Raw genomic sequence first — 24,287 nt, forward strand, 5'->3', positions numbered from 1 at the left:
CCTTGTTATTTTGTAAAGAATACCTGAAGTGCGTGATAGAGGTGAAGCTGCCAAGCTTTCATGTCGTGAACGCCACCTGGGATTATGAAGAAGTCATAGTTTTCACCAGGCTTGAGGAAAGGAGACTTGTTTACTGCACGTCCCATGATATCTTTATGCTCCTCAAAGGCAATGTCCTTGTCGCCGTTAGCACAGAACATGAAGTCAAGTTCGTGGCCATTTTTGTGACCTTCTTCAAGAGTTTTGCAGATTCTCTCAACTTCCAGGTCGTGGTTACCAAATGGTCCGCAACAGCCGGAGAATGGTCCATAGTAGGAGAAGAGATCAAAGTTGTTGTAGAAAGCCGCTCTGTAGGTTGTCATGGAACCTAATGAGAGACCAGCAAAGGCTCTGTGATTTCTTGTTTTGATGAGGCTTTCTTCTGAAACATCGCCGGATGCGTAGGTGCTGTAATGGCTTTCTATGGCCGGAATGAGATCTTTTCTCAGCTCAAATCTGAAGTTCTCGCAGATGGCTTCGTCGTGAGTGTTCTTGTTTTCTTCGTCATGATAGAAGGTAGGAGTTACGATAATACATGGCTTGCTGATGCCCTGGGCCATCATATTATCAAGGATTGTTACTGTATCAGGGAACATATCAAGCCACCATTCCTGCATGAAGCCGCCTCCATGTAGAAGATAAAGCACGTTATATTTCTCTGAAGTGTTGTAGCCATATGGAAGATATACGAAGGCTTTTTTATTAAGCTTCCTGTGTTCGTTATCGTATGTTTCTGAGTTATATTCAAAGAGTTCTACAGTGCCTTTATTTTCACATTCTTTTAACATGTCTTTAGGCATTTCAAATACATAATCCATTTATTTTTGTCTCCTTTGAAGTAGATGCTTTGTTTGTTATATAGGAAATTATAAATATTTAGCAGGTGTTTTTCTTCAAAAATGTTGCGATGAACTGGTGATTCTTTGCTGCCTCTGTGGGATGGGAACGGAAAGAACCTGTTGAGATTTATGAAAATACAAAGCAGAGTATGACCAATATGTTCAGTACATGTTCTCAGTTGTGATCATTTTTAATCCTTATTATCAATATACCTCAAAAGAATCAATATCATCGCGAAAAATACGAAATAATAGTAACAAAACCCTTATAAAATCAGCATAACATAGCATAATATACGTAAAAGAATAGATATAATCAACATCTACGATATAACGTTTTATAAAAAAGTAGTGTACAGTGCATTTAAAAGTGGTAAAATGAAATTAAATACCACAATATGTTGTAGTTATACGAACAAATATCACAAAACAAATGCAAAAAGTAGTATTTTTGTAACATAATTTCAAATAGCATTAACGGAATTGAAATTATACTCCAAATATGACTAAAATGTGAACAAAACTTACAGATAACATGAACGTAATGTGGTAAAATTAATTCAAGTGGAAACAAAATTTCAAGCGCTAGTGAAATAATTGTAAAAAGTGAAATTATCGAGCCTATGCAGAAGACTGTTTTGATGTTAACCAAACTAGACACAAGGAAGATTCTTGTGAATGTACAGAATATCCAGACTGTGGAAGCTAATCCGGATACTGTTATCTTTTTAGGCGGTGGTAAGAAACTCCTTGTGAAGGAGAGCCTTGAAGAAATTTATAATATGCTCCAGGAAGGGTAACCTTGCTGGAAGTTTGGTGCATATATATCGGGGGATAGTTTATATGCACTAGGTACTGCGATTTTCTTATGGTATTTTGTGTCACTATAAAGTACGAAAGGGGTATATGTTGTGGATATTGCGTCATTGCTTGGTGTCGGATTATGTTTCGTATTCATGATCCTCAGTATCGTATTCTCAGCCGGTATTTCCGGTGTTCAGTACTTCCTGGATGCTCCTTCTGCGATGATCACATTCGGTGGAGCGCTTATGGCGGTTTTGGCTTCCAGAAGTATGCCGAGCTTTATAAACGGTCTTAAGTCTTATACTTTAATTTATAAGATGCCTACTGATGATACAAAAGGTACTATCAAACAGATCATCGATCTTTCCAACACAGCTCGTAAGGAAGGTCTTCTTGCGCTGGAAGAAGCAGCTGGTAACCTTGAAGATGCTTTCATGAAAAAGGGCGTTGGCCTTATCGTAGATGGTACTGAGCCAGAACTTGTTAAGAGCATCCTGGAGGCAGAAATTGATGCCATGTCCGAGAGACATAAATCTAACTATTCTTTCTTTGGCGATCTAGCCGGTATGGGTCCTTCCTGGGGAATGATCGGAACCCTTCTTGGTCTGGTTCTGATGCTTCAGAACATGTCAGATCCTTCATCTATCGGACCGTCCATGGCGGTTGCCTTGATCACAACTTTCTATGGATCAGTTCTTGCGAACTGGTTCTGTTATCCCGCAGAAAACAAACTTAAAGCCAGAGATAATGCTGAATACATGGCTAAGAGTATTGTCATAGAGGGTCTTCTTTCTATTCAGGCCGGAGAAAACCCTCGTGTAACAGAAGAAAAGCTTAAATCCTTCTTGTCACCTGCTGATAGAGCAGCATATGAAGCTGAAAATGGTTCCGGCGATGGAGGCGGCGAATAATGGCAAAGAAACCAGAAGAAATAAAACCTGGCTTGCCGGCGTGGCAGGGTACATTCGGAGACCTGATGAATCTGCTTCTTTGTTTCTTCGTATTGTTGTTCTCTATGGCTAGTATGGATGCCGCTAAATTTGAGGAAGTTGCTGCTTCTTTTAGCTCGGCATTCAGTATTTTCTCAGGTGGTGAGATGGCTATAGGAAAAGGAGCTCTCATTGGCGATGGTGTTTCGCAGCTGACTGAACTTTCTTCTTATGTCACCTCAATGGGTCTTGCTCAGGCAGGAGACGATGCTGATGAGGAAAGAGATGCTGTAGGCGAGATGAATGAAAAAGAGCTGATGGAAGCCGCGGAGGCTGAACAGCTTGAAGCATCTCAAAAACTTGCAGAGCAGATTCAGGCAGAACTGGATGAGGGAGATATAGAAGATGTTGTTTCCCTTAACTACACCAGCCAGTTTGTACAGTTAACAATCCAGGGTTCAATTCTTTTTGACTCAGGTAAAGTTGATATTAAAGAGGATGCGATTCCGGTTATTGATAAGGTAGGACAGATTCTTGAGACCTACGCAGGCGGAACAGTAGATATTGAAGGACATACCGACAATGTTCCTATGTCCTCCGGTGGAAAATACAGTAACAACGATGAACTTAGTTCCGGAAGAGCACTTTCAGTATTCAATTACCTTGTAGAAAACACTAATCTTGATCCAGCCAAGCTTATTCATACAGGAAGAGGCGAATATGATCCAATAGCTGATAACTCTACTGATGAGGGAAGAGCCAGAAACAGAAGAGTTGAGATCAAGATTTACAATCCGCTTAGTGCAAATTATTAAATTGTGAAGGGGACAAAAGAAAATGAAAAAGAACTTGCTATCAATCATCATTCTTGCACTTCTTGTGGTTAATATCGGCATGACAAGTTTCATGATGCTGAGTGTTATGACCACAAATTCACAGACAGCCAAGCTGATTTCTGATATTGCTGCAGCTCTAGAACTTGAGGCAAATGGCGGAAATACCGGTGGCTTCTCCGGTTCTGCTTCAGGAAATGTTGGCGTTTCCAATATTGCGACCTTTGGATTTACCGGTGATGATCAGCTTACCATTAACTTAAAGCCAGGCTCTGATGGCAAGTCTCATTATATGCTGGTTGAAGTAGTATTCTCCATGAATACAGCAAGCGCAGATTATGCAACTCTTGGAACTGAGGAAGCCCTTTCAGGAATGAAGGATCTTATCAAGGGTAAGATCACAAATACACTTTCTTCTTACACTTTGGAAGAACTTCAGGCTGACGACACTCCTGCAAGAGAAAAGATTCTTGAGGAAGTACAGGAGCTTTATAATTCAAACTTTATCTATGACGTAACATTCAGCTCTGTTCTGTATCAGTAATTAAGAGCCGGATAAGAAATAATTTATGTTCTTTTAGCTGTTTCTTTTTATCTCGAATGTAAAACAGCTTTGGGAGAGAGGAGAAAAGATTGAGTGAAGTCCTGTCACAAAATGAAATAGATAGTCTGCTGGCAGCACTCAGTACAGGTGAGCTGGACGTAGATCAAATGCAAGCCGCGGACGAAAAAAAAGTCAAAGACTATGACTTTAAGCGTCCCGCCAAGTTCTCAAAAGAGCATTTGCGTACTCTTGAAATGATCTACGAACATTACGGAAGACTTTTGTCTACAACGCTTCCTTTGTACCTGCGTAAAAACGTCCAGGTTTCGGTAGCTAACTCTGAGACTGTAACTTATTCGGAGTTTAGTAATGCGTTGTCCAATCCTGTAATTCTCGGTGTTATCAATTTCCTGCCTCTGCAGGGAACTATCATTCTGGAACTACAGGCAAATATAGGTTTTTCCTTTATTGACAGAATGCTGGGAGGTGAAGGAGGAACCTTAGATAAACCAAGACCCTTCACTGACATTGAGATGCCACTTATAGAAAAGCTTGTAACCATATGCATGCAGCTTATGGTTGAGCCCTGGCAGAACGTTGTAGCCATCAATCCGGTTATGGAGAGAATTGAGACGAATCCGCAGTTTGCGCAGGTTATTTCTCCTACAGATATGATCGCTATCGTAACACTTAATATCAAGATTGGTGAGACGGAAGGACTTATGAATGTCTGTCTTCCATACTTCACACTTGAGTCTGTCATGGATAAGCTGAATACCAAATTCTGGTTCTCTACTATGCAGAAGAACGCTGATGAGGACTATGAAGACACACTTGAGAGCATGGTTAAAAGAGTTGATGTTCCCGTTAAAGCAATTCTTGGTAAGTGTAATGTTTCGGTAAGTGATTTTGTTCATTTGCAGGCCGGAGACATAATTAGGCTTGATAACAGAGTTAATACAGATATGCAGGTCTATGTTGGGAATATTTATAAATTTACTGCATTACCCGGTACTGCCAAAGATAAATATGCCGTGAGAATAACATCGGTTGTAAGAGAGGAGGAAGAGTAGCAGCATGGATGGAATGTTATCACAAGATGAAATTAATGCTTTGCTAGCCGGAATGGATAGTTCTGGTGGTGGCGACGCCGGCGGAGATGCTCCTGCAGATGCACCGGCTACTGATGATGCAGCTGCTGCAACACCTGTTGGAGGAGGCGTTATTGATGAATCTCTTTTGACAGATTCAGAAAAGGACGCTATTGGTGAGGTTGCCAATATCAGTATGGGATCATCAGCAACAACGCTGTATTCCCTTGTTAACCAGAAGGTTAATATCACTACACCTCAGGTAGAACTTGCAACCTGGGAGACTGTTATTAACAACTACGAGAGGCCCTGTGTATTTATTCAGATTAAGTACACGGTAGGTCTTGACGGAACCAACATCCTTATTCTTAAAGAGCATGATGTAATGGTAATCACTGACCTTATGATGGGCGGTGATGGTACTAATACAGAGGGAGAGATTGGTGAGCTTCAGCTTTCTGCTATTTCAGAAGCTATGAACCAGATGATGGGTGCTGCTGCCACATCTCTTTCTACAATGATCAATCAGAAGGTAGATATCAGCCCGCCACAGGCAACACTTCTTGATATGATCAATGACGATCCTTCTGATATTGCCGACTTCCTGACAGGAACCTTTGTAAGGATTTCCTTTAAGATGCAGGTCGGTGATCTTGTGGATTCAACACTTATGCAGTTGTATCCTATAGATTTTGCTAAGACCTTGAAGGATACGGTTATCACAGGTGATAGTGGCGGCGACGCTGCACCGGCTCCCGAGCCTGCACCCGCACCTGCACCGGCTCCTGCTCCTGCACCGGATGCTGCTGCCGGAGCAATGCCGCAGATGGATCCGAGCATGATGGGCGGAATGCCTCAGATGGGTATGGGAATGCCTCAGATGGGTATGTCTATGCCTCAGATGCAGATGATGCCACAGATGATGAATATGAATATCCAGCCTGCTCAGTTCCAGAATTTTGCAGGTGGTACGACCATCATGGCAGGCGGAGAAAACATCGGTATCATCAAGGATGTTCCACTTGAAGTTACGGTTGAACTTGGACGCACAGCTAAGCCTATCGCTGATATTCTTGACTTTGCACCGGGTACGATCATAGAGCTTGATAAGGTTGCAGGTGAACCTGTTGACGTTCTTGTAAACGGTAAGTTTGTAGCCAAAGGAGAAGTTGTAGTTATCGAAGAAAGTTTTGGCGTTCGTGTAACTGAGATTGTTCAGTAACGCTTTGGGGAAATTATGGGACTTGATTCTTACTTACAGTTTATTTCGGTTTTAATAATCTTTGTTCTGGTGCTTGGCATTACTTTGTACGTTACAAAATGGATGGCAAATTACCAGAAGGGGTCTGCTTCAAGTAAGAACATAGAAATAATTGATACCTGCAAGATAGCTACAAATAAATACATTCAGATTATTCGTATTGGAGAGAAATATATTTCGATTGCTGTTTCAGGAGATCAGGTTACTAATCTGGGGGAGGTAAATCCGGATGAACTGGTTCCTGAGACGCAGTCAGGAGAAAACCTTGGCTTTAAAGAGATTTTTGACAAAATAAAGGGTGAGAAAAAGGGTAATGGAAAATAAGGGGTTTAGAATCGCCAGGATATTTGCTGTATTAGCTTTATCTTTTGGCCTTGCTTTCATAATTTTAATAGCTTCTCCTGTTACTTCCTACGCAACACAAAACGTAATATCTGATACCACGCCCACTGATCCTACCACCGATACAGAAAGTCATTTGACCGGTACTCAAGGAGAGAGGACCAATATTAACGAGCCTGGTTCTAGCGAGGATCCGGAGGACCTTAAGGAACTCAACATTGCAAATACTGTAACGATAACCTACGACAATGGTAATGGTTCTCTTAATGGTGCCCTCAGGATTCTTATCACTTTAACGCTTATTTCCCTAGCACCAACACTTTTAGTGATGATGACTTCTTTCACAAGAATCATCGTTGCACTTCATTTCACGAGAACAGCCATTGGTACCCAAACATCGCCACCAAACCTGGTAATGATTGGGATAGCTTTGTTTATGACTCTTTTTATAATGCAGCCAACGTTAACTACTGTGTATAACGATGCTGTAATTCCGTTTGAAAACGGAGAGATGGACCAGAAAGAGTTTTTTGATGAAGCCATGCAGCCTTTCAGGCAGTTTATGTATGGTCAGACCCAGAAAAAAGACGTAATTCTTTTTATGGATATTGACGGAATAGAGTGGGATGGGGAACTTGATAGTATTCCTAATGTAGTACTTATCCCAAGCTTTATTGTCAGCGAACTTAGAACAGCGTTTATCATCGGATTTATGATATACATTCCGTTTATTGTTATAGACATGGTTGTGGCATCAGTCCTTATGAGTATGGGTATGATGATGCTGCCGCCGACTACCATTTCCCTGCCATTTAAGATTCTTTTGTTTGTACTGGCAGATGGATGGAGCCTTATTATCGGTAACCTGGTTAAGTCTTTTTACTAAGCATGAGAGGAGGATGAGTACATGATTACAATTGGTGAAATCAATCAGATTGTAAGTTCCGCGCTTTTTATGGTTATTAAAATTTCAATCCCTGTACTTTTGACCTCCATGATTATCGGACTTGTTATTTCTATTTTCCAGACCGTTACATCAATTCAGGAGCAGACCCTTACATTTGTACCTAAGGTTCTGGCAGTGTTTATGATGATCATGCTCATGGGAAACTGGATGGCTACAGAGTTATCAGGCTTTATCACCACATTGTGGTCTGATTTTTCCAAGTATGTTCGCTAGGATTTAAGGGGGCTTTCATGCTTGATTACAACTTTAGTTATGGGGATTTGGAGGTTTTTCTCCTTATAGTGGTAAGGGTAATGAGTTTTATCTATGTTGCACCCTTTTTTGGAGGAAGACAATCGCCCAACCTTGTGAAAATCGGATTCGGACTACTTCTTTCAATTATGTTATATGGTGCAGTTCCTTTTGAGGCACCTTCATATAACACCATAATAGGTTATACGGTAATAGTGTTAAAAGAAGTATTGGCTGGCCTTCTTATAGGTTATGCAGTTCAGATTTGTCAGCTGATTGCATCTTTTGCAGGAACCGTAGTTGATATGCAGATTGGTCTTTCTATGGTCAACATATTTGATCCTAATACCAATGAACAGGTAACAATTACCGGAAGCTTATATTCACAGGTGTTGACCATGATGCTGATACTTACAGGAATGTATCAGTACATTTTAAAGGCTTTGGCAGATACTTTTTATCTGATCCCGATAAATGGGGCAGTAATAAATTCTGACAGGCTTCTTGCCTCAATAATCGGATTTTTAAGAGATTATATCGTAATTGGATTCAGAATATGCCTTCCGATCTTTATCATTACATTTATTACCAACGTAATACTTGGTGTACTGGCCAAGGTTTCACCTCAGATGAATATGTTCGCTGTAGGTATTCAGATAAAGATCATTGTCGGACTTTTAATTATGTTTATTACCGTAACAATGCTTAATGACGCATCTAATTTCGTTTTTATCAATATGAAGGAGCTTATGGAAGATTTTGTATACAGTTTACAGAGCAGCTGATGCTGATATTAAACTTATAATTCCATATAACCTTCAGTTCTTTGCTGAAGATGCCAACGGTGCTGAGAAGTCTGAGGAACCTACCGGCAAAAAGCTTGACGATGCCAGAAAAGAAGGTCAGGTTGCCAAGAGTCAGGAGGTGGCAACAGCTTTTTCTCTGCTAGCTTTTTTCCTGATTCTGAGGTTTGGTTATGGTTTCATGGCTGAAAACTTCGAGGCTGTATTCGGAAGGGTATATAACAACATTCCGTATGTGGCCAGGATGTATGACGGACACCTGCCGATTCAATCAATCCGAGCTCTTGTAAATAATGCGCTCCTTACGGTTCTTCTTATATGTGCGCCATTTCTTATTATTGGATTTTTAATTGCTTTTATTTGTGACCTTGTGCAGGTGGGATTTAAACCTACCAGCAAGCCGCTTCAGCCTAAGCTTTCCAAGCTTAATCCCATAAGCGGTATGAAAAAGATCTTTTCAACAAGAAAGATTTTTGAACTTATCAAGTCACTTCTCAAACTGGCTGTAATGGCTATTGTGATTATTTCGTATTTCAGTGACAGACAGGAATCTATTTTCCTGCTGTATGATATTCCGCTTAAACAAGCCATTGGCCTTATGGGAAGTTTTATCATTGATCTGGGAATCAGAATTGCTGCTGCCTATATGGTCATTGCCTTTGCAGATCTAATTTACCAGAGGCGCAAGTTCCACAAAGATATGATGATGACCAAACAGGAAGTTAAGGATGAGTATAAGAATACTGAAGGAAATCCTGAAGTTAAATCTGCTCAGAAGCGTCGAATGATGCAGGCATCAAGAAGACGTATGATGCAGGAGCTTCCTAAGGCTGATGTAGTAATTACGAACCCTACTCATTATGCGGTTGCCATAAGATATGACGCAGATGAGGCGGATGCTCCTATAGTAGTAGCCAAAGGCGCTGACTATGTGGCTCAGAAGATCAAGGAAGTAGCCAAGGAGCATAATGTCGAGATTGTAGAAAATAAGCCACTTGCCAGAATGCTATATGCCAACGTGGAAATTGGAGAGATGGTTCCTCCCGAGCTCTATAAGGCGGTTGCGGAAGTTCTTGCTTATGTATATCACCTTAAGGGCAAGGCGTAGTATGGCTTAGATATTTACATACTGCGTAAAGTATTGAAAATCCTAGGGAAGGAGGACTGATTATGGATAAAAAGAAGATCATTAACCGCGTATATGACTATGGTCTTGCTCTTTATATTGTTGCAGCAATTGTAATGCTGATCATTCCTCTCAAGGACTGGATACTTGATATTTTGCTTGCTTTTGATATGTCCCTTTCTTTTGTGATCATGTTTACTGCTATGTTTGCAACAGATGTTTTGGAAATGTCATTTTTCCCAACAATCCTGTTGTTTACAACTATTTTCAGAATTGCCCTTAATGTATCGTCCACGAGACTTATCCTGACAGAAGGAAGCGCCGGAGAAGTTATTACAGTATTTGGTACTTTTGTAGGCGGAGGCGATCTGATTGTAGGAGCAATTGTATATGTAATCCTTATTATCGTTCAGCTGATGGTCATCAACAAAGGTTCTGAGCGAGTCGCAGAAGTAAGTGCCAGATTCACACTCGATGCTATGCCAGGTAAACAGATGGCTATCGACGCGGACCTTAATACGGGAGCTATCACGGATGCCGAAGCTAAGGCAAGGCGTGATAAGATTCAGGAAGAAGCCAGCTTTTTCGGAGCCATGGATGGTGCTACCAAGTATGTTAAGGGAGATGCGACAGCAGGCCTAATTATTACAGCAACAAACCTTATTGGCGGAATTGCCATGGGGGTACTTAGAAAGGGCATGGATGTTAATACTGCAATTAACACCTATTCAATCCTGACTATGGGTGATGGCCTTGTAAGTTCAATCCCATCCCTTATGATCTCAATGTCAACAGGTATCCTTGTTACTAAGGGTTCAAAAGAAGCGGATTTTGGACACCTTCTTATCAAGCAGCTCTTTGGAATGCCCAAGACACTTTACCTTGTTGGAGGCGTAGTGGCAGGTCTTGGTATTTTATCTCCACTTCCAACCGTGCTATATGTCACATTCGGAGCAGCCTTTATCCTTATGGGAAGAATCACTTCCCAGACTATAGAAGAGGTTTCTACAGAGGCTGAGGTGGCAGCACCGGAAGAGCAACAGGCTGAAGAAATCAGGCAACCGGAGAATGTCACATCTCTTTTGCAGGTGGATCCTATTGAGCTTGAATTTGGTTACGGAATCATTCCTCTTGCCGATGTTAATCAAGGTGGAGACCTGCTTGACCGAGTTGTTATGATAAGACGCCAGGTTGCTTTGGAGCTTGGTACTGTGGTTCCAATCATTCGACTGAGAGATAATATTCAGTTGAATCCTAATCAATATATCATTAAAATTAAAGGTATACAGGTAAGTGATGGCGAAATCCTGTTTGACCACTATATGGCTATGAATCCGGGGCATGTTGAGGATGAAATTACTGGTATTCCAACATTTGAGCCTTCCTTCCACCTGCCGGCTATCTGGATTACGGAAAGCCAGCGTGAAAGAGCTGAGAGCCTGGGTTATACGGTTGTTGATCCACCGTCAATCATTGCTACACATCTTACCGAGATTATCAGAGAACATATTTCTGAGCTTATGACCAGACAGGATGTTCAGAATCTTGTTGATAACCTTAAGGAAAATCACCCGGCCCTGGTGGACGAGCTTGTGCCTAAGCTTATGAGCCTCGGCGAAATAGAGAAGGTTCTTCAGAACCTGTTAAAAGAGGGTGTGTCTATCCGAGACCTTGTTACTATATTTGAAACCCTTGCTGATTTTGCGCCATCTACTCGTGATCCCGATATTCTCACGGAGTACGTCAGACAGAGTCTGAAGCGTGCAATATCCAGTAAGTACTTTATGCCAGGGGAGACTACCAGCGTTGTTACACTGGATCCTAAGATAGAGCAGGAAATTATGAGTAGCGTCAAGCAGACAGAAACAGGCGCTTATCTTACTCTTGATCCTGCAAGAACCAAAGCAATCCTTAATGCTGTTGGGGAACAGGTAAGGAAACTTGAAGACGCTGGAAGGCTTGCAATCATCATGGCATCGCCTATTGTACGAATGTACTTTAAGAAGATGACTGAGGATTACTACAAAGATTTGATTGTGATTTCTTACAACGAAGTGGAACCTAATATAGAATTACAATCTGTGGGGATGGTAACGGCTTAATATGATTATCAAAAAGTATGTTGGAAAAACTGAGAGTGAGGCAACACAGGAAGCTAAAAAGGAATTGGGGCAGAATATTGTAGTGATGAATGTAAGGCCTCTTAAAAAGAACGGCTTTTTAGCTCTTTTCCAGGCACAAAAAATCGAGGTGACGGTAGCCCTTGAGGAAGAGACGGAAAGACCTGTCACAAGGACACTTACTCCTGACAGAAATTCAAGGCCTGTCGGAAGAAATCCTTTGGTTGAGGGAAGCCAGGTAGATACTGTTAAACCTGTTATAAAGGTAAATAAGTCTCCCGATATCATCGATGAGGGTAGTGCCATCGAAGAAAAACTTGATAATCTTAGTTCGCTTCTTGAGAAAAATATCAAGTTTAGCGAGAAGGATGATATTAAGGACAAGGCTTCTGACACTTCAAAAGAGGCTTTAAAGAGCGACCCGGCTAAATCAGATATTTCCGATGAAGCAATGTCCTTTATTAAATTGTTGTATAATACTCTTATAGAAAATGAAGTAGATGAGATATACGTAAACCAGCTTACAGATGAGGTTGAAAAGATCAGTAAGCCCGGAATGCCGTTTGATTTTGCACTTGCAAATGTATATCAGAAAATGGTTCTTAAGTTTGGTAAATCCGAGCCTATCGAACCAATAGAACATGGGCAGGGGCCAAGGGCTGAAATCTTCATAGGACCTACCGGTGTCGGTAAGACCACAACAATTGCCAAGCTTGCATCAGAGCTTTCTGTCACACAAAAGAAAAAAGTAGCACTTGTAACAGTAGATACCTATAGAATTGCAGCTGCAGAACAGTTACGTACTTATGCTTCAATTCTCGAGATACCATTTAGGGTTATCTATTCTGTAGAGGAGATGAAACAGGTAGCTGAGGATTTCAAAGATTATGACTACATTATGGTTGATACAGCAGGCCATTCTCAGCACAACGACGAACTCAAGAATGATATAGAGGCATATATCAGAACTCTTGAGGATCTTATGGACTGCGAAAACTATCTTGTTCTTTCAGCTACTACCAAGTATAGAGATCTTATAGAGATTGCTGATTCTTACTCAGAGCTTGTTGCCTACAAGCTTATCTTTACAAAGATGGACGAAACCGGGGCAAAGGGTAACCTGTATAATGTCAGAATGCATACCGGAGCACCGGTTGCCTACATTACCAACGGGCAAAATGTCCCTGATGATATCGCCATATTCGATGCGCAGCGTATCGTTAAGAATCTTTTGGGTGGAAAAAGTTAACGGGGGACTTTATGGATCAGGCGCAACAGCTACGTAATATTATTAAGAATACGAATAAGCCCCAAAGGCCACTAGCCAGAATAATCACTGTGACAAGTGGTAAGGGCGGCGTAGGCAAATCCAATGTTGCTATAAATCTTGCAATTCAGTTCCGCAAGATGGGGAAAAGAGTTATAATTCTCGATGCGGACTTTGGTCTTGCCAATATTGAGATTATGTTTGGAACTGTTCCCAAGCACAATTTGTGTGATCTTATTTATCAGGGAAAAAATATTAAAGATATCATAACCTGGGGACCTGAGGGAGTAGGATTCATTTCAGGTGGTTCAGGTATTTCCGGAATGTATAATCTTAGCAGGGATTACCTTGTATATATCATTGTTAACCTTGCGGAGCTTGATGCTATTGCAGATGTAATAATTATTGATACAGGTGCCGGAATTTCTGATGCAGTTATGGAATTTTTGGTTGCAAGCGGTGAAGTTATACTTGTGACTACCCCTGAGCCAACATCCATAACGGATTCGTATTCTCTTTTAAAAGCTCTTAATCAGTCGCCGAGGTTTTCAAGAGAGGATACCAAGGTTAAGGTTGTATCCAACAGAGTATCGTCTGATGAGGAGGGGCAACAGCTTTTTAATAAGCTTAATGCAGTAGTTGCCAGATATTTGAAATTACCCCTCACTTATATGGGAGCTATTCCCCAGGATCAGATGCTGGCTAGGAGTGTTATGCAACAGTCACCTGTTTCAATACAGTATCCTAACGCTAAGTCTGTGAAGGCTTTTGAAGCAATTGCGGATAAGCTTATGAATCCCGGCAATACTGCAGAAATCAAACAAAGAGGTATGGCGGCATTCTTTTCACATATTATTACAGGAAGAAAGCTTAGCACTACACCGACTCAGACTTTAAACAGTTCACCAAATTTACCGGCGTGATCTTTTCCAAACAATAAAGGAATGGAGAAATACGATAAATGCTTGCTGATTATATTGCTCCCGGCAACCGTGTCGAGCTCAAGGCAACGGGCAAGATATGGATGGATGAGGATGCCAGAACAAAACATATTTATATGAGTAAAGTCATGGATATTACTTCCGATGACAGGATAGAGGTGCTGATGCCTTATGAAAAGGGTCGTCTTGTACTGCTTCCTGTTGATGGAGAGTATAGCCTGTGCTTTTATAGCCCCAAGGGGCTGTTTCAATGCTTTTCCAGAATTGTAGACAGATATCGAAGCGATAACATGTACATTCTGGTGCTTGATCTGACCAGCGAGCTTACCAAATTACAGAGACGTGAATATTACAGATTTAGTTGCGCTCTGGAACTTAAATCAAGGCCATGCTCGGCTGAAGAGCTTGAAGCATTTGAAATGAACAGGAAATACCTGGTTGATCCGGGGACCTCATTGCAAAAAAGCGTTGTTGTAGATATAAGCGGCGGCGGACTTAGATTTGTATCAAACTTCAGATATGAGGAAGGAAGTACAATTTATTGTTCCTACAGACTTCCGGGCAACGCCAACGATAAAGAGTATGAAATGGTATGTACAGTCCTCAAAGTCAGTGAACTTGAAAGCAGACCGGGACTATTTGAACATAGAATTCAGTACATATATATAGACGAGACATCAAGAGAAGATATTATTCACTTTATTTTTGAAGAAGAACGAAAAATAAGAAAGAAGCAAACGTAAATGAGAAAAATTTTATTAATTGATGACTCTGCACTTATGAGAACCGTTCTCAGTGATATCATTAACTCAGACTCAAGATTCCAGGTGGTTGATAAGGCTAAGGACGGAATTGAAGGATTGGAACTCCTTAAAAAGAATACGTATGATGCCGTTGTTCTTGACATTAATATGCCTAGAATGGACGGAATTACGATGCTTAAGGAGCTTCAAAAGCAAAAGATCAAAGCAAAGGTCATGATGGCCAGCACCGACACCAAAGAAGGTGCCAAGGTCACAATGGATTGCTTGGATCTGGGCGCACTTGATTTCGTTCATAAACCAGACAGGGCTTCTGAGTGCAGAGGCGAAGATTTTGCCAAGCATTTCATCAACACTCTTGCAGCTGTTGCTGAATCCAGAGCACCTGTTCCTCTAAAAGCCTTTTCAATTGAAGATGTTAAGGAAACTAAGAAAGTAGTTGAGCTGGTCAGCAAATCTGGCAGCAAGATTACAGGAAATAAGATTGTAGCGATTGCAAGTTCTACCGGTGGACCAAGAGCGCTTCAGTCGGTTATTCCTAAGCTTCCTAAGAATCTGAGAACACCAGTTGTACTGGTACAGCATATGCCTGAAGGCTTCACTGCTTCCCTTGCTGAGAGACTTGATTCTCTGAGTGAGGTAAAGGTAAAAGAGGCTGCGGAGGGAGATGTACTTGCTCCCGGAACCGTCTATATTTCACGAGGCGGTAAGCATATGCACATAGTGAAAAGTGGGGGGAAGAGCACGATTCACTATATGGATGGTCCGACACGAGAAGGTGTCAGACCCTGTGCAAACTTCATGTACGAGTCTCTCATGGAGTCCGACTACGACGAGATTTGTTGTGTTGTACTCACAGGAATGGGAGCAGATGGTACAGAGGGAATCAAGAATCTAAAGTCTAAGAAAAAAGTTTTTGTTATCGGTCAGGAAGAAAGCACCTGCACTGTATACGGGATGCCTAAGGCAGTAGCAACAGCTGGGCTTGTAAATCAGGTTGTAAAGCTTGAGAACGTTGCTCAGGAAATAATAATGCATGTCGGTGTGAATTGAGGATACAAAACTTTTTTTATCTTTTCTTTATTTTCTTATAATTGAATCCTCCATTCAAAAAGCCGATAATAAATTCAAGAGTGCGCGATATAACGTATATTTCTTGAATCTATCACTTTTCTTATGGAGGTAAATAGGTTATGGATGTTTCCCAGTATCTAAGTGTCTTTCTTGATGAAGCAAAAGAGCATCTTCAGTCTCTTAATGACAACATCATGGTTCTTGAACAGGACCCTGAGAATGAAGATTGTATTAATGAGATTTTCAGATCTGCCCATTCAATGAAAGGTATGGCTGGAACTATGGGCTATACCAGAATGCAGAATCTTACTCATGATATGGAAGATGTATTCTCGGATGTTCGTGCAGGTAAGATTAAGATCAAATCAGCTGATATCGATGTACTTCTTCAGTGTCTTGATGCTATTCAGGGCTATGTTGATAATATTACAGAGAATCAGGATGAAGGTACTGAAGAACATCAGAACATAATTAAATCCCTTGCGGATATTAGAAATGGCGGCGGTGGCGGCGGTGATGCTGCAGTTGCTCCGGCAGCTGAAGCAGCTCCAGCAGCAGAGGCAGCAAGCGACGGACCGGCTCCGGGCGCCGACGGCTCTTCGGATTATAGGGCAATTCGCCTTGATTCGTCTGTTAAATCTACATTAGAGGAAGCGAAAGCTCAGGGAAAGAAGATTTACGGTGTAACTGTACACATTCAGGAATCTTGTATCCTTAAGGCTGCCAGAGGCTTCCTTGTATTCAAAGGTCTCGAGGAAATTGGTGAGATCGCTGTTTCCGAGCCTAATACTCAGGATATTGAAGACGAAAAATTTGAATTTTCCTTCAGTCTTATTTTGATTACTGAAGAATCAAAAGAAAAGATTGAAGAAATTGTAAAAGCAGTTTCTGAAGTTGAAGGCTGCGACATCGGAGAATTCGATCCAAGTGGCGCTAAGCCTGCTGAAGATAAAGATGCAGCTCCGGCAGCTGAAGCAGCACCTGCTCCCACAGCAGCACCTGCGGCAGCTCCTGCAGCTAATACTCCTGCACCTGCAGCAGCTAAAGATGCCGGAGCAGCAGGCGGCAAGAAAGCTGTTGGTAAGCCAGTTGTAAACAGAACAGTTCGTGTTGATATTGAAAAGCTGGATGTTCTCATGAACCTTGTATCTGAGCTTATCATTGCCAAGAACTCGCTTATTTCTGCAGCAAACACTTCTGGCGTAAGTAACGGCAACGTTAATGAGCAGATTGAATATCTTGAGAGTGTAACCACTAACCTTCATGAGTCAGTTATGAAAGTTCGAATGGTTCCTATCGAGAGCGTACTTCAGAAATTCCCTCGTATGATCCGTGATCTTAATAAGACTCTTAATAAGAAAATGGAACTTACGATGACTGGTGAAGATACCGAAATGGACCGTACCGTTGTTGATGAAATCGGCGATCCTTTGATGCACCTTATCAGAAACAGTGCCGATCATGGTATTGAGAATGCTGATCTTCGTGCACAGCGCGGCAAGCCGGAAGTTGGACAGATTTTCCTTCATGCTTTTCAGGATGGTAACAGCGTTGTTATCGAGGTAGGCGATGATGGTAATGGTATCGATGCAGAAGCGGTCAAGAATAAAGCTATCGAAAAGGGAGTTGTTACTCCTGAGCAGGCAGCTCTTTTGACAGAAAAGCAGTGTGTAGAGCTCTTATTCCATCCGGGATTCTCTACAGCCAAGGTTGTATCGGAAATTTCAGGTAGAGGTGTTGGTCTTGACGTAGTTAAGTCAAAAGTAGAATCTCTTTCCGGTGAAGTTACTGTTAAGACCAAGCTCGGTGAAGGATCTACATGGGTAATCAGACTTCCTCTTACACTTGCTATTATTCAGGCTTTGATGGTAATCATCGGTCAGGAAAAATACGCTATTCCTCTTGATTCTATTCAGAGTATCGAGGATGTATCACCTAAGGACATAAAGTTCGTTGAGAACAAGGAAGTTATCAATCTTCGTGGAAGCGTACTTCCTCTCGTAAGACTTAACGAAGTTCTTGATACAACATCAACCAGAGAGCCCGATGAGGATATGGTTGTTGTTATTGCCAGAAAGGGTGATCAGCTTGCAGGTCTTGTAATTGATGAACTTATGGGACAGCAGGAAATCGTTATTAAGCCTTTGGGCAAGTATACAAACAAGTGCAAACTTATCAGCGGTGCTACAATTCTTGGCGATGGTGAGATAGCACTTATCCTTGATACTAACTCAATTTTCTGATAGTTACTATAGTCCGTTAACTTTTAGAAAGGAAGAAGAGCGAAATGAATGAACTTAGAGATACTACTGATGTAGGCGAACTTATTCAGTATATTGTTATCAAGATCGATGACGAAGAATATGGAATTAATATCAAATTCATCGACAATATCGTTAGAATGCAGCAGATCACACGTGTTCCCAAGGTAGATGATTATCTTAAAGGGGTTATCAATATCCGTGGTGAGATCGTTCCGGTTATGAGTGTCAGAATGAAGATGGGACTCACTGAGGATGAGATCACAAATAAATCCAGAATTATTATCCTTAAAACCGAAGGCGGAGATCTTGTGGGAATTATTGTTGACCAGGTTAATCAAGTATTGACACTGGATTCCAACAATATCGAGAAGATGCGTTATGACGATAAGAAGCAAAAAACAAATGCTTCTTTCGTAAGTGGTGTAGGACACTACGATGGCGGTCTTGTTTCCATACTTGATCTTGAAGCAGTTGTTTCTGAAAAGGAAGAAAAAGCTTCAAATGCTAGCTAATCGGAGGATAAAAAATGGGTGATATGAGTTTGGACAATTTGTCCAGTCAGTACTTTGACGTACTTAAAGAGCTGGGCAACATTGGTGCAGGGAATGCTACGACTGCTCTTGCTCAGATGATCGGAACCAAGGTAGACATGGCTGTTCCTCAGGTTCGACTTCTGGATTTCAAAGATGTCGGGGACATGATGGGCGGAGCTGAGCAGATAATGGCTGGTATATATCTTGCAGTAGAGGGAGATATCGATGGTGCAATCATGTTTCTGCTTAATAAAACTGCAGCCAGACATCTTGTAGATAAGCTTATGGGAACAGGGGCAAAGCCGGAAGATGCTGATTTTGATGAGGTTGAGCTTTCAGCCCTGAAAGAAGTTGGAAATATCATCACTGGATCTTATCTTAATTCTCTTTCAATGATGACCAATTTAAAGCTTGTTCCTTCAATTCCTTTCGTTGCTATTGATATGGCCGGCGCTATCTTAAGCGTTCCTGCTATTCAGTTCGGAATGATGGGAGACAATATTCTTCTTATTGAGACTCAGTTTTTCGATGAACTTAAGCTAAATGGGTACTTTATCCTGCTACCTGATGTTGATGGTTATGCTAAGATTCTTTCTTCACTGGGAATTAGTGATATAGGTGTATAAGCGAAGGGGCGACATATGAGTCAAATTATAAAGGTTGGTATGGCTGATCTGAATATATGTGTTAGCCCCGACGGCATCACCACACTTGGACTTGGGTCCTGTGTTGGAATCGCCGTTCGCGATCCGGTCACTAAGATCGGAGGACTTGCACATGTAATGTTGCCTGACTCAACTGAGATAAAAAATAATACGAATATCCCTAAATTCGCAGATACCGGCATAGAAGAGCTGATAAAACAGATTGTGGCAAAAGGAGCCAGCAGGTCGAGGCTGGTTGCCAAGATAGCAGGCGGAGCCCAGATGTTTGCTTTTCAGACAAATAACAATACTATGCGAGTTGGAGACAGAAATGTTCAGGCTTCTCTCAAGAAGCTGAAAGAAATGAACATTCCTGTTTTGGCCCAGGATACAGGCGATTCCTATGGAAGAACAGTTATTTTTTATCCCGAGAATGGTAATTTTGTAATCAGAGCGGTTGGAAAGCCAGAGAAGATTATATGAGTACCGATACCGAAAATGTAGTTGAAGAAAAAAAGTCAACTGCAGTGGATGAATTAAAAAAATGTAATACTAAACTGATCACACCACTGATAGTGCTAAGCAGTACTGCAATCATAGCGATTTTCACGTACTTTCAGCGCTATCCAGTGGGGGATTGGTTTGTTATTGTTTGTGCTTCTGTAGTGGTTTTTCTTATAATCGGTCTTATTGTTGAAAAAATGATCACCAAATTCGTAGATATAAACTACGAAAAAGCCGTGGCAGAAATTGAAGAGGCAAAACGCCTTGAGGAAGAAGCCAGGGCAGCTATGGAAGCAGAAGGTGCAGAGGTTGGGGATGGCCTTAATGTTGTTCCTGAAGAGGAAGAAAATCCCCCTTTATTCTAAAATACTAAATGTTTGGGGACTAGATCATGGATGAAGCAGCAAGAAGTAAATTATGGGAAGAATATCATAATACGAAGTCAGCTGATGTTCGTGAAAAGCTGATCTTAGAGTATGCTCCGCTGGTTAAGCTTGTTGCAGGCAGACTTAGTATGTACCTTGGCTTTAATGTTGAGTACGATGATCTTGTAGGCTATGGTATTTTTGGTCTGATCGACGCAATTGATAAGTTTGACCTTATGAAGGATGTTAAGTTTGAAACTTATGCAAGCCTTCGTATTCGTGGTGCCATTCTTGACCAGATCAGAAAAATGGACTGGATACCCAGAACTATCAGGCAGAGACAGAAAAAGATTGAAGCTGCGATCAGAGAGATTGAAAGAGATGGCGGCCACGTGGCAACTGATGCTGAAATAGCAGCCAAAATGCAGATTTCAGAAGATGAATACGCAAACTGGCAGAACCAGATGAAGGTTACCGGCGTTGTTTCTCTCAATGAATTTATGGATCAGGGATCTGATATCCCCGAAGATGCAAATAACAGAAGCTCAGGTTTTATTAAGCCTGAGGAAGCAATAGAAAAAGAAGAACTTAAAAAGATGCTGGCAGAGTCTTTGGAATCTCTGACAGACAAAGAAAAGAAGGTTATTCTCCTTTACTACTATGAAGAACTTACACTTAAGGAAATAAGCGAAGTATTGGAGGTTTCAGAATCACGAGTATCTCAGCTTCATACCAAAGCTCTTCAGAAAATGAGAGATAAGCTGGGTGATTATTTGGGAATACTCACATATTCAAGATAATTTACATCGAGGATAATGAGATGAATGGTTATTTTCAGCTGGTTATAACTGATCACGGTACTGGTATTAAAATCTTTAAGCCTACTGGAGAAGGTTTGCCGCTTGAGGTAAACACAGTCAGGGATTATCTTGACGACAAAAAAATAGAATATGATGTTGTGAAAATTAGTGAAGCTGTGACCAATCAGGACGAAGAGGTGGTTATTTTTACAGAAGCTCAGATTTTGCCTGAGCGCGAATACTGTAAATTTGAATCCTCAAAAGACCGTATGACTGTCACAGCTGTTTTTTACCCTCCAACCGAAGGTGCTGAGCTGATGACGGAAAAAGAGGTCCTGGATTCCCTTGCCTACAGAAAAATAGTGTACGGCATTCAGAACGAGGCCATTCATGAGTTCTTTCAGCATAGACAATACTGTACTGAAATTGTGGTAGCTCAGGGCAAGCCTGTAAAACAGGGACAAAATGCCAAAGTAGAGCTTCATTTCAATGCAAATCTTCGACCAAAGCCGGCTCTTAGGGAAGACGGAAGTGTAGATTATCACAACTTAAATCTCATAAATAATGTTAATGCCGGTGATCTACTGGCGACACTTCATCCGGAAGTTCCGGGCGAACCGGGAATAAATACTCTTGGCGAGAATATAAAAGCTGCGGCCGTTAAGTCCACTTATATCAAATATGGCAAAAATACTATTATTTCTGAAGATAAGATGACATTAACTGCGGAAAAGTCAGGACATGTAACCATTAAGGAGGGAAAGATTACAGTATCAGATGTGCTGACCGTGGAGAATGTTGATGTTTCCACCGGAAATATCGATTATGAAGGAAGCGTTGTTGTAAAAGGTGTTATTGCAACAGGTTTTAGCGTAAAGGCCGGAAGTAACATTGTTGTAAAAGGCATTGTTGAAGGCGCTACTCTTGAAGCCGGAGCGGATGTTATTCTTGAATGTGGAGCAAAAGCCGGCGGAACTATAAAGGCCGGTGGCAATATTATTGCTAAATTCATAGAAAATGCCACTTTAAGTGCTTCAGGTGGTATAACCAGCGAATGTATCCTTCATTCTAATGTGACATCAGGAACTGAGATTAATGTTACCGGTAAAAGAGGTTTCATTGCCGGCGGAAAAGTAATAGCTGCGGACAAAATACAAGCTAAGATCCTGGGCTCGGAAATGGGAGCAAATACCATTATTGAGGTAGGCGCTGATCCTCAGGTTAAGCTTAGGCTAAAAGAGCTGCAAAAAAATATGGGGACTGCCCAGAAAAATTTAGAAAGCATAAAGCCTACTATTGAAGGCTTTTCTAAGATGCTCAAAGCCGGAGCAAAGTTTTCGCCTGATCAGGTAGCAAATGTTCAAAAGCTGATTGCTATGAATAAGGCACTTACACAACAGATTCAGGATAATTCAGAGGAATATGCGGCTCTCATGGAAAAGCTTGCAGAGCAAAAGGAGGCAGAAGTAATAGTTGAGGGTACAGCATACCCGGGAACTACCGTAAATATCGGTGAACTTTCTATGATTGTAAAAAAACCCGTTCAATATAGCAAATTTGTTGTAAAAGAAGGAGATGTAAGATTGGCCCCAATCTAATTTTTTACTAATATTTTGCCGATAAATAGAATATAGAGAAGAAATTTCAGGAGCTACGTGATATAATTAAGCCCGGAAGGAGGGGTCTACCATGTCAATAAACAGAATTGATTTTGGCGTGATGGCTGCCAGCAGCGAGATCGGTACAATTAAGGCCGCAGAAGATGCAAGGCCTTTAATGGATCAACGCAATTTCCAGGCTCAGTTTAATCAGGAAGTAGATAATCAGCGAAGCCAGGTAACTCAGAAGGAAGATGTAGGTTCGGGGGAACTGAATTCTGACGCTCAGGAAAAGGGGAGCAATGAGTATATGGGTGATGGCGGCCGCAATAGGCGTGGGAACCATGGCGGTCAGGGAAAAAGCGCAATTTTAGAAAAGCAGTTATCGGCTGAGAAAATGGAAAAAATTGCAGGTCACGTACTGGACAGAAATGGAAAGCCGGTTGATTTTAGCATTTCTTCGGGTTTTGATTTGAAGATATGACCGAAATAGTGTATAATTAATGGTAGTTTTTTAGGGGATATTGGGCGGAGATATGATAAGCATTACTGAGGTTATTCTAATAGTTGCAGGCTTTGCAGCTATCATATTAGGGTACCTTCTACCAGCCGGTAAGGATATGGATGAGGAGGACAAATTGCTCATGGAGAGGGAAATCCGTGAGCTTGTTCGACGTGAGGTTGAGGATCAGAAGGAAACCATCGAGAACATGGTGGATGACACCGTGGACAATTCTTTAGATCGTACAGAACGCGCCATGGAGCGCATCTCTAACGAAAAACTCTCTGCAATAAATGAATATTCGGACACTGTCATCAATGATATTCACAAAAATCATGATGAAGTTATGTTCATGTATGACATGCTCAATGACAAGCATAAAAATCTTACCAGCGTAGTTTCTGAGGTTACCAAGAAGACTGATGAAGCCAAGCAGGCTGTTCGTGATGCAGAAGCTACAGTAAGAGATGCAGAGGCTACAGCAAGAGAAGCTCAGGTTGCTACCTCTAACCTGAATAGCATCACTACCAAAAAAGAGAATGTCAGAGCTATTCTTCTTGACGAAGATGAGGACAGATTAAGCGGCATCAGAATTCCTTATTCAGAGAAGCTTTCTAAAGCTGATGAGACTGAGAAGGAAGAGGATCTTGGTCAGGCAGTCAGAAATGAAATGACTACCCGTGAATCTCTTTTGGAGAAAAAGATTAATAGTGTTGCTGTTCATGTTAAGCCTGAAGAACCTGCTCAGCCTGAAACCGGATATGTTTCCGAGAAAGACCTTATGGAGCTTAAGGATATTGCTGCACAGGTAATTACCAAGGACCAGGCAAGCGGACTTCATGTTATCGGTAACAAATCTGAATCTACATCAGCCAAAGTTGTTCCAATTGCTGAGGCCAGGGCTGCAAATCCTGACAGGAATATGCAGGAACTTACAGCAAACGACCCTATATCTCAGAATAGGCGCATTATTGAAATGCATAAGGCCGGTAAGTCCAACATGGTAATTGCAAGAGAGCTTGGACTTGGAATTGGAGAGGTTAAGCTTGTTATTGATCTTTCCAACAAGCATAGAAAGGTAAAATAATAAATTTAAGGATAAATA

26 protein-coding genes are annotated in these 24,287 nt (G+C 41.4%); 25 read left to right on the forward strand and 1 reads right to left on the reverse strand.

Features of this window, described 5'->3' with window-relative positions:
• Positions 1-5: 5 nt before the first annotated feature.
• On the reverse strand, positions 6-857 hold the full coding sequence (locus tag G613_RS0107585) for an alpha/beta hydrolase (protein WP_029232092.1): 852 nt from the start codon (positions 855-857) through the stop codon (positions 6-8).
• A 662-nt stretch (positions 858-1,519) separates the two neighbouring features.
• On the opposite strand from G613_RS0107585, the gene G613_RS19045 reads away from it, so the two are divergent.
• From G613_RS19045 to G613_RS0107710, 25 genes are all read left to right on the forward strand, one after another.
• The gene (locus G613_RS19045; RefSeq protein WP_196805045.1) at positions 1,520-1,678 is read left to right on the forward strand and encodes a flagellar FlbD family protein; all 159 of its coding nucleotides are present in this window, start codon (positions 1,520-1,522) and stop codon (positions 1,676-1,678) included.
• 111 nt (positions 1,679-1,789) lie between these two features.
• Complete coding sequence (locus G613_RS0107595) at positions 1,790-2,593, forward strand: motility protein A (protein ID WP_029232093.1); 804 nt, start codon at positions 1,790-1,792, stop codon at positions 2,591-2,593.
• A complete protein-coding gene (locus G613_RS0107600) occupies positions 2,593-3,426 on the forward strand; it encodes an OmpA/MotB family protein (protein ID WP_029232094.1) in 834 nt (277 codons plus the stop codon). The genes G613_RS0107595 and G613_RS0107600 overlap by 1 nt, the downstream gene beginning before the upstream one ends.
• 22 nt (positions 3,427-3,448) lie before the next feature.
• Entirely contained in the window at positions 3,449-3,988 is a 540-nt protein-coding gene (locus G613_RS0107605; RefSeq protein ID WP_029232095.1) for a flagellar basal body-associated FliL family protein, read from the forward strand.
• A gap of 89 nt (positions 3,989-4,077) precedes the next feature.
• On the forward strand, positions 4,078-5,061 hold the full coding sequence (fliM, locus tag G613_RS0107610; protein WP_029232096.1) for a flagellar motor switch protein FliM: 984 nt from the start codon (positions 4,078-4,080) through the stop codon (positions 5,059-5,061).
• 4 nt (positions 5,062-5,065) lie between these two features.
• Positions 5,066-6,301 carry a flagellar motor switch phosphatase FliY gene (fliY, locus tag G613_RS0107615; protein ID WP_029232097.1) on the forward strand — a complete coding sequence of 412 codons (1,236 nt, stop codon included), beginning with the start codon at positions 5,066-5,068 and terminating at the stop codon, positions 6,299-6,301.
• A 15-nt stretch (positions 6,302-6,316) separates the two neighbouring features.
• Complete coding sequence (locus tag G613_RS0107620) at positions 6,317-6,664, forward strand: flagellar biosynthetic protein FliO (protein WP_029232098.1); 348 nt, start codon at positions 6,317-6,319, stop codon at positions 6,662-6,664.
• Positions 6,654-7,568, forward strand: a complete 915-nt coding sequence (gene fliP, locus G613_RS0107625) for a flagellar type III secretion system pore protein FliP (protein ID WP_029232099.1) — start codon at positions 6,654-6,656, stop codon at positions 7,566-7,568. The genes G613_RS0107620 and fliP overlap by 11 nt, the downstream gene beginning before the upstream one ends.
• A 21-nt stretch (positions 7,569-7,589) precedes the next feature.
• On the forward strand, positions 7,590-7,862 hold the full coding sequence (gene fliQ / locus G613_RS0107630) for a flagellar biosynthesis protein FliQ (RefSeq protein ID WP_029232100.1): 273 nt from the start codon (positions 7,590-7,592) through the stop codon (positions 7,860-7,862).
• A 17-nt stretch (positions 7,863-7,879) separates the two neighbouring features.
• On the forward strand, positions 7,880-8,665 hold the full coding sequence (locus G613_RS0107635; RefSeq protein ID WP_029232101.1) for a flagellar biosynthetic protein FliR: 786 nt from the start codon (positions 7,880-7,882) through the stop codon (positions 8,663-8,665).
• Positions 8,640-9,791, forward strand: coding sequence for a flagellar biosynthesis protein FlhB (flhB, locus tag G613_RS0107640; RefSeq protein ID WP_029232102.1), 1,152 nt, complete (start codon positions 8,640-8,642; stop codon positions 9,789-9,791). Before G613_RS0107635 ends, flhB begins: the two co-directional genes overlap by 26 nt.
• A 62-nt stretch (positions 9,792-9,853) precedes the next feature.
• On the forward strand, positions 9,854-11,911 hold the full coding sequence (flhA, locus tag G613_RS0107645; protein WP_029674671.1) for a flagellar biosynthesis protein FlhA: 2,058 nt from the start codon (positions 9,854-9,856) through the stop codon (positions 11,909-11,911).
• 1 nt (position 11,912) lies between these two features.
• Positions 11,913-13,178 (forward strand): flagellar biosynthesis protein FlhF, encoded by a 1,266-nt coding sequence (flhF, locus tag G613_RS0107650; RefSeq protein ID WP_029232104.1) that lies wholly within the window; start codon positions 11,913-11,915, stop codon positions 13,176-13,178.
• 11 nt (positions 13,179-13,189) lie between these two features.
• Entirely contained in the window at positions 13,190-14,119 is a 930-nt protein-coding gene (locus G613_RS0107655) for a MinD/ParA family protein (protein ID WP_029232105.1), read from the forward strand.
• A gap of 38 nt (positions 14,120-14,157) precedes the next feature.
• The gene (locus tag G613_RS0107660; RefSeq protein ID WP_029232106.1) at positions 14,158-14,880 is read left to right on the forward strand and encodes a flagellar brake protein; all 723 of its coding nucleotides are present in this window, start codon (positions 14,158-14,160) and stop codon (positions 14,878-14,880) included.
• Entirely contained in the window at positions 14,881-15,951 is a 1,071-nt protein-coding gene (locus G613_RS0107665; RefSeq protein WP_029232107.1) for a protein-glutamate methylesterase/protein-glutamine glutaminase, read from the forward strand. It abuts the gene before it with no gap.
• A 140-nt stretch (positions 15,952-16,091) separates the two neighbouring features.
• Positions 16,092-18,215: a chemotaxis protein CheA gene (locus tag G613_RS0107670; RefSeq protein ID WP_029232108.1), complete on the forward strand. Its 2,124-nt coding sequence runs from the start codon at positions 16,092-16,094 to the stop codon at positions 18,213-18,215.
• Between the two features lie 44 nt (positions 18,216-18,259).
• On the forward strand, positions 18,260-18,748 hold the full coding sequence (locus G613_RS0107675; protein WP_029232109.1) for a chemotaxis protein CheW: 489 nt from the start codon (positions 18,260-18,262) through the stop codon (positions 18,746-18,748).
• Positions 18,749-18,762: 14 nt separating this feature from the next.
• Positions 18,763-19,395: a chemotaxis protein CheC gene (locus tag G613_RS0107680; protein WP_029232110.1), complete on the forward strand. Its 633-nt coding sequence runs from the start codon at positions 18,763-18,765 to the stop codon at positions 19,393-19,395.
• A gap of 15 nt (positions 19,396-19,410) precedes the next feature.
• Positions 19,411-19,896, forward strand: a complete 486-nt coding sequence (locus G613_RS0107685) for a chemotaxis protein CheD (protein ID WP_029232111.1) — start codon at positions 19,411-19,413, stop codon at positions 19,894-19,896.
• Positions 19,893-20,282, forward strand: coding sequence for a hypothetical protein (locus tag G613_RS0107690; RefSeq protein ID WP_029232112.1), 390 nt, complete (start codon positions 19,893-19,895; stop codon positions 20,280-20,282). The genes G613_RS0107685 and G613_RS0107690 overlap by 4 nt, the downstream gene beginning before the upstream one ends.
• A gap of 26 nt (positions 20,283-20,308) precedes the next feature.
• Complete coding sequence (locus G613_RS0107695; protein ID WP_029232113.1) at positions 20,309-21,082, forward strand: FliA/WhiG family RNA polymerase sigma factor; 774 nt, start codon at positions 20,309-20,311, stop codon at positions 21,080-21,082.
• A 20-nt stretch (positions 21,083-21,102) separates the two neighbouring features.
• Complete coding sequence (locus tag G613_RS0107700) at positions 21,103-22,680, forward strand: DUF342 domain-containing protein (protein ID WP_029232114.1); 1,578 nt, start codon at positions 21,103-21,105, stop codon at positions 22,678-22,680.
• 91 nt (positions 22,681-22,771) lie between these two features.
• Entirely contained in the window at positions 22,772-23,164 is a 393-nt protein-coding gene (locus G613_RS0107705; protein ID WP_029232115.1) for a hypothetical protein, read from the forward strand.
• 52 nt (positions 23,165-23,216) lie between these two features.
• Positions 23,217-24,269, forward strand: a complete 1,053-nt coding sequence (locus G613_RS0107710; protein WP_155828049.1) for a DUF6115 domain-containing protein — start codon at positions 23,217-23,219, stop codon at positions 24,267-24,269.
• Positions 24,270-24,287: the final 18 nt, after the last annotated feature.

This window comes from Butyrivibrio sp. VCB2006, from assembly GCF_000420945.1.
GTDB lineage: Bacteria > Bacillota > Clostridia > Lachnospirales > Lachnospiraceae > Butyrivibrio.